The organism is Vibrio sp. V12_P9A6T4 (assembly GCF_963874835.1).
Classification (GTDB): domain Bacteria; phylum Pseudomonadota; class Gammaproteobacteria; order Enterobacterales; family Vibrionaceae; genus Vibrio; species Vibrio anguillarum.
Genome location: NZ_CAWNJO010000112.1, coordinates 1 through 6,667, shown reverse-complemented (window position 1 = coordinate 6,667; position 6,667 = coordinate 1). Strand labels below are relative to the sequence as shown.

General features: G+C 44.5%; 6 protein-coding genes. 5 read left to right on the top strand and 1 reads right to left on the bottom strand.

Annotated features, from left to right (window positions below; all coding sequences use genetic code 11):
* The 5 genes from tnpA to AACQ42_RS16245 all read left to right on the top strand — a co-directional run.
* The coding region (tnpA, locus tag AACQ42_RS16265) for an IS200/IS605 family transposase (protein WP_141193167.1) at window positions 1-242 on the top strand (242 nt) is incomplete at its 5' end.
* A gap of 233 nt (window positions 243-475) precedes the next feature.
* On the top strand, window positions 476-703 hold the full coding sequence (locus tag AACQ42_RS16260) for a hypothetical protein (protein WP_013868195.1): 228 nt from the start codon (window positions 476-478) through the stop codon (window positions 701-703).
* Window positions 704-921: 218 nt separating this feature from the next.
* Window positions 922-2,811, top strand: a complete 1,890-nt coding sequence (locus AACQ42_RS16255) for a methyl-accepting chemotaxis protein (RefSeq protein WP_013868194.1) — start codon at window positions 922-924, stop codon at window positions 2,809-2,811.
* 222 nt (window positions 2,812-3,033) lie between these two features.
* Window positions 3,034-3,516 (top strand): Lrp/AsnC family transcriptional regulator, encoded by a 483-nt coding sequence (locus AACQ42_RS16250; RefSeq protein WP_010317305.1) that lies wholly within the window; start codon window positions 3,034-3,036, stop codon window positions 3,514-3,516.
* Between the two features lie 21 nt (window positions 3,517-3,537).
* A complete protein-coding gene (locus AACQ42_RS16245; protein WP_094149282.1) occupies window positions 3,538-4,953 on the top strand; it encodes a coniferyl aldehyde dehydrogenase in 1,416 nt (471 codons plus the stop codon).
* Here AACQ42_RS16245 and AACQ42_RS16240 read toward each other — a convergent pair.
* A complete protein-coding gene (locus AACQ42_RS16240) occupies window positions 4,950-6,665 on the bottom strand; it encodes an SgrR family transcriptional regulator (protein WP_094166158.1) in 1,716 nt (571 codons plus the stop codon). The two genes, AACQ42_RS16245 and AACQ42_RS16240, sit on opposite strands and share 4 nt — an antisense overlap.
* Between the last annotated feature and the right edge of the window lie 2 nt (window positions 6,666-6,667).

The window sequence follows — 6,667 nt, the reverse complement described above, 5'->3', positions numbered from 1 at the left end:
TGATAGTTCCACCAAAAGTTTCGATATCAACGTTGATGGGAGTATTGAAAGGGCGTTCAGCAATCCGCTTGTTTAACAAGTTCCCACATATAAGAAAGAAACTGTGGGGTAATCATTTTTGGGCAAGGGGATACTTTGTTGACACAGTTGGTGTGAATGAAGAAATCATCAGGCGTTACGTAAGGCACCAAGACAAGAAAGATCAAGAATATGAGGCGCAGTTAGAGTTGAAGATAAACTAGCAGCGCAGGGATGCCCCCTTATAGGGGGCTATAAATCAAAGCCGCCTTCTAAGAAGGCGGATTTTTACACAGGTTAGATTGTGTAGTGTGCTTAGCAGAAAATAAGGAGATTGGGATGGACGTTTTTTGAAGATAGCTCACGAAACACACACTAAAGTTTGAGAAAAATGAACCTGTAGGCGCAAAATGTGTCAATTATCAATAATGATGCAAATTGTAGGGATTATTGGACCATGTCAAAAGCTTATTGCACCTGTTGTCGTAAAGAGACACCACATAAAGTCGTGATGAAGCGCTGTCAGTCAGAACCTTGTTCAACGTGGCAAGGTGTTCAAAAGTTTTTTGCGCTCATTATACAAGGTGAACCTCATTACAAAATGGAAAAGCAAGGTTTTTGCCGAGTATGTAATCACCCATCAACATTAAGCCACACCGACTTCTCACGCGTCCGCGTTCTCTAAATACTTCCAGCACTGCGCTAAGTTTTTTGGCGTAGTGCGCCTCTCGCTCAAAAGATAATTTTGCTTTTATTCGGCTGACTAAGTTTGATTTAGCGCACATTCACGTGCCGTTCTATTGCACGAGTGTCAAGTATTGGGAACTTAGGCAAAGTAATAATCCATAGTTGTAATACTCTCAAGCCCATTACTTTGGTGAACAAGCTTCAAGGAGCATTGCAATGCAATTGAGTTTAAAGAGAAAAATGGTGTTCTCTGTGGTTGCTGCTATTACATTGACAGCCGCTGCATTGGTTATGGTTGGCTATCAAACCTTTAAAACCGACAGCTGGAGAGCGATTGAGAGTGAAGCGCGTAATACATTACAGGCTCATGCAAAAGGGATTGGTGACTGGTTTAATGGCAAACAAAAAACGCTGCTAGGATTAAAAAACGAAATCGAGCGTAATCCACAATTAGACATTGTTCCTCACCTACGCCAAACCTTGGAGTCTGGTGAATTTGGGCTGAGTTATTACGGTAATGAACAGGGCGATATGATCCGCAATGACGGATCGCGTAACCAAAATGGTTATGATCCTCGTGAGCGTGGTTGGTATAAAGAAGCCAAAGTCGCGGGTAAACCGATCACAACCGCCCCCTACGTCAGCGTTACCATGCAAACCTTAGTGGTGACATTGGCAGAACCTGTCCGTCAAAATGGCCAACTGATTGGCGTCGCCGCTTCCAATTTAGCTTTGGGTAAATTGATCAAGGACGTCTTAGCTATTGAGGTTCCCGGGAAGGGCAATGCTATTTTGGTGAATACCAAGGGGCTAATTGTTGCCCATCCCAATCAAGAGCTTATTTTAAAACCTACCCAAGAAATGGCCTCACAACTGACCATTCAAAGCATATCAGAGGCGGCAAATTCTCAATTACCACTCTTTGTTGATATTGATGGTCAGGCCAAAGTATTGATGGCGCAAAGTATTGAACATACCGACTGGCTGTTGGTTATGGTGATGGACAAAACGGTTCTTGAACAGCCACTCAATGACATGCTATTGAAACAGAGCTTGATTGGCTTGATGATTTTAGTGATCTTGGCATTAGCGACCTCATGGTTCGTCGCTCGTCAGTTGAATGAGTTGAGTAATATTGCTCAAGCTTTGTCAGATATCGCCGAAGGTGATGGCGATTTAACCCGTCGTTTAGCCGTTCGCAGTGACGATGAAGTCGGTATCTTAGCAGATAAGTTCAATAAATTTGTCGATCGCATCCATGTCATGGTGCAAAGCGTACGTGATGTTTCCGTCTCCCTTAACCAAGGAGCGACACAGGCCGCGAGCTCAGCCAGTCAACGTAGTGAACGGATTCGTACTCAACAAGATGAAATTACTATGGTTGCAACTGCGGTAACTGAAATGGCGTCTGCGACCGCTGAAATCGCGGGCAATGCTGATAATACCGCTAAAAATGCCAATGAATCGGTTGAGCTTGGTGCACAAGGCTATCGCCAGATGCAGCAAAGCAAACAGTCAATCAATCAGTTAGCACAAGAGCTTAGCAGTGCTGTGGGCATCATTGGTGAATTAGAAGTGCACGCTAATGAGATTTCAACCATTCTGTCGACCATTCGTTCGATTGCAGAGCAGACAAATTTGTTGGCCTTGAATGCGGCGATTGAAGCGGCGCGCGCCGGAGAGCAAGGTCGCGGCTTTGCGGTTGTAGCTGATGAAGTCCGAGTGCTTTCTCAGCGCACTCATGCCTCTACCGAGGAGATCCAGTCTAAAATTTCCGGTTTGCAAAAGGTAACGACCAATGCTGTTTCTGTCATGACGGAAAGCCATAAACTGGTCGAAACAAGTGTGCAAGATGTGAACCATACAGGAGAAAGCTTACACGCAATCAGCGAAGCCATTCAGATGATCAGTGATATGGCAACACAAATTGCATCAGCAGCAGAAGAGCAATCTTTGGTGACAGCGGATATTAATGGCAACACCGAATCGGTACGTGAAGTCAGCGACCAACTCGCCAGTGATGCGCAAAATGCAGTGCAACAAGCTCATGAAATGCACCGTTTAGCGAATGAGTTAGATAAAGAAATTTCTCGTTTCAAACTGTAATCATCTCAACGTACTCAAAGTAAAGAGGCGATAAATAGATTACAAACAAGAAAGTGGGTGCTTGCTCACTTTCTTTTCCTTTTTTCTCCTCAGTCTTTTTATTATAACGTTCCTCTATTCTATGTGATTTATATCACAATGCCTTGTGATGATAGGTTGGTTTAACTCTGTAAGCCATTATTGTATGCCATATCACTTCTTTTGAGAGCGCCGTGCAAAACCATGAGCCTAGACCGCATCGACCAACAGATCTTACGTATTTTGCACAGTAAAGGACGGCTTCCCGTTGTTGAGCTGGCAAAGTTGGTGAATTTAACCACATCTCCTTGTTCTGATCGTGTCAAACGCTTAGAAAAGGAAGGGTACATCAAAGGCTACCATGCAGAACTGTGCCCAGAAAAGTTAGGTCTGGATGTACAAGTGTTCATTCATATTCGATTGGATCAAACCAGTTTCTCTATTTTTGAGCGCTTTTCACAAGCAGTGGCGGACATCCCAGAAATTGAAGCATGTTATTCATTGTCCGGTGATTTTGACACCATGATCAAAGTGAGAGTGAAAGATATGAAAGCCTACCAAAGTTTTATGTCTGGCAAGTTGGGTACATTGCCGGGAGTGATTCAAACGCGCAGTGAATTTGTGATTGAAGAACATAAAGCCAGCTTTGGCATTAATCCTGAGCTCATTTCCAAGACGCTGCCTTAGCTGCGAATGAGGTGAAATACGGTGCAAGAAACAGAACAGCAACAGTCCTTAACTAAAGACGTTACGACACTTTTTACTAGATTAAAACAGCAGACAATAGCAGAGCCGTATCCTAGCCTTGAGCAAAGACGTATTTGGTTGCAGCGCTTAAAAACCGCGTTACTCAGTGAACAGGCCGCGCTCGTTGAGGCCTTAAATCAGGATTATGGTTATCGGAGTCGCTTTGATAGTACGGTTTGCGATCTGCTACCGGCCGTTTCACACATTAATTACACGCTAAAACACCTCAAATCGTGGACAAAATCGCAATCGCGTCATGTAGGTTGGCTATTACTGCCGTCGACAGTGAGCGTTCACTATCAACCCTTGGGTCTTGTGGGGGTGATTGTACCTTGGAATTTTCCTATCGTGCTCAGTATGGCTCCATTAGTCACCGCATTGGCAGCAGGTAATCGCGCTATGGTCAAATTGAGCGAACATACGCCCTGCACCAACCAAGTGTTGATGCGTATTTTTGCGACGGTCGATGAAGCGGTTGATACTGTAGAAGGTGGGGCTGACGTTGCCGCACAGTTCAGTGCGTTACCCTTTGATCATCTGTTATTTACGGGGTCAACACCGGTAGGTAAATTGGTTGCCCAAGCGGCTGCGAAAAACCTAACACCAGTAACGTTAGAGCTTGGCGGGAAATCCCCCGTGATCATTGCACCTGATGCTGACCTTGCGCGTAGCGTTGATAACATCATGCTTGGCAAAGCCATCAATGCAGGGCAGATCTGTGTTGCTCCTGATTATGTTTTGCTGCCGGAAGGCAAACAACAAGCCTTTGTGGAGCTCTATCTGCAACGCTTTAAGCGCTATTTTTCCACTAAAGATGGCTATGATACGTCACATATTATTAATCAAACCCAGTTTGATAGGCTGCAACAATACTTAGACGATGCTAAACAAAAAGGGGCCACATTGCATCCCGTAGAAGGCGATGCAAAAGCGGGAACGTATCAATTTTTGCCTTGCTTAGTGACGAATTTGAAGGTTGATATGTTGTTATCCCAACATGAGATATTTGGCCCCATATTGCCGATATTGAGTTATCACAGTTTGGATGAAGCGATAGCTTATATCAACGCTCGCCCACGTCCGTTAGCTTTATATTTAATGAGTGATGATCACGAGGTGATCAAACAGGTTAGTACACAAACGCATAGTGGTGGCCTAGCTGTGAACGATACTCTGTTACATGTGGCCGCCGATGATGCCCCCTTTGGCGGTATTGGCGATTCTGGGGTTGGGCACTATCACGGGATTGAAGGTTTTAAGACCTTTTCACACGCCAAAACCGTATTGTTTTCTAAGCGTTGGTTGCCACGTAGCCAGTGGATGCTGCGTTATCGTTTAGTGATGCTGGCAATATTACGCAGGCTATTTATTCGCTAATCAATGGACCACACATTTTTAATATCAGGCCATCCCCAGTTGGTCAGTGCAACGTCTTTGAGCACACCCTGAAAACGTAATGTTTGCTTATGGTGGAACAAAGGGACGAGGCAGTATTCGTTGATCAAACTCGATGCTAGCGGTTCCAACGCGATAAGGTAGTGTGTCAATGGTGTCGTTGATCGAATGTCGATTAACGCTTTGAGCAGCCATTGGCTCTCTGCGGGGCCAATGCAATGGTGCAACATTGGGTTGCCAAATAAGTGGCTAAATGCACTGAAATGCCGATTGTCATCTAAATTAATATTGGTGATAACTATGGTTTCGTACAATTTGCCTTGCTGGGCCAGAAAATTCAATTCTCGGTAGGAGTAAATGTTGACGGCAGCAGTCAGCCCCATCTCCTCTAAAATATGTTTCACACCGAAGGCGCAATGAATCAGTACCGTGTAGTCATAGACGGCAATCGAGATTTGATTTGGCAGGTTTGTTTTGGGCGCTGGTGGTCGCACCACAGGTTGCCATACTGGCAGTAGGTTACTGGCAACGACTGCGTCAAACTTAGTTGGTTGTTGTGCTAAATAGTGCTCTAGTTTTTCTCCAGATATCTCGGTAGCTAGGTAGCGTTTCTGATTTTCATTGAGAGGTGAATGAGCACCTTGATTGAACAAAATAAACATGCAGCCATCTTCCACTCTTGATGACTGATTAGAGGTGATGATCGCCAGTTCTTCAACGTTACTCAGCTCTACATCGTGGTGGCAAGAGATGTTTTGTTGCTGATTTTTTTGTTTGATATGCATGCCTTGAGGGTACAACTCGTCTTCATTTAAAATCCAAATTGTGACGTGATCCGTTAAAGCTCGGCAGCCATAGAATTGGTCAAATGCGCTTAAAATGAGTTTGTGAGGTGAGTGATCTTGAACTTGAAATGGGCCACAACCTGTCACCATTGGGGAGTATGCATTGTTCACTTGGCTGGCTGGTTGAATTGAATATTTGACGCCAGAGAGCAACCCTGCAAATCCTAAATCAGATTGATTAAGAGAAAATACTACTTTTTGTGGTTGTGGTGCGCTTACATCAACCAAATGCGCGAGCTCTTTTTTGTACTCTTCCAAACTAGAGAGTTTGGCAAATAAACTCACGATCGTATTAGCATCAATCGGTGATCCATCGTGAAACGCTAATCCGGGGCGAAGATAAAATACCCACTGAAAATGTTGCGCATCATACTCCCAGTGATGGGCTAATTCTGGATGAAAGCGTCCTTGTTCATCACACTGGATGAGGCAGCAATAGATTTGCCTGAGCAGAAATCGCTCACTACTACGTTGTATTTGATGGGGCACTAGCCGTTCAAATGGTCGTTTATACGTCAGTTGAATGTGTAAGCGACCTTCGCGAATAGATGCGCCGGAAGTACTTTGCAACAAACGCCCAAACACTACCTCATCATTATCTAGTATGGTTAAGGCTTTTTCATATTTCCCAGCCAAAATTTGCTCTTTCGCGAGCGTTTGTTTGATTGTGTCTAAATCGAGGTTCAGGCGCAGTATCGAGCGTTGGTTACGTCCGACTTTGGGTTGCCAATTGAGCCAACCTTGTTGCTGCATTTTAGCCACCAGATTTCGTGCATGACGCGGTGAGGTGAATAAACATTCTGCAACCTGTGTTAACGACACTTTAATCTCTTGACCCACACCAAGCACGG

Bases quoted from the DNA above. Each gene is read 5' to 3' on its own strand.
- AACQ42_RS16255 (WP_013868194.1), top strand. From the start codon at position 922: ATGCAATTGAGTTTAAAGAGAAAAATGGTGTTCTCTGTGGTTGCTGCT.
- AACQ42_RS16250 (WP_010317305.1), top strand. From the start codon at position 3,034: ATGAGCCTAGACCGCATCGACCAACAGATCTTACGTATTTTGCACAGT.
- AACQ42_RS16260 (WP_013868195.1), top strand. From the start codon at position 476: ATGTCAAAAGCTTATTGCACCTGTTGTCGTAAAGAGACACCACATAAA.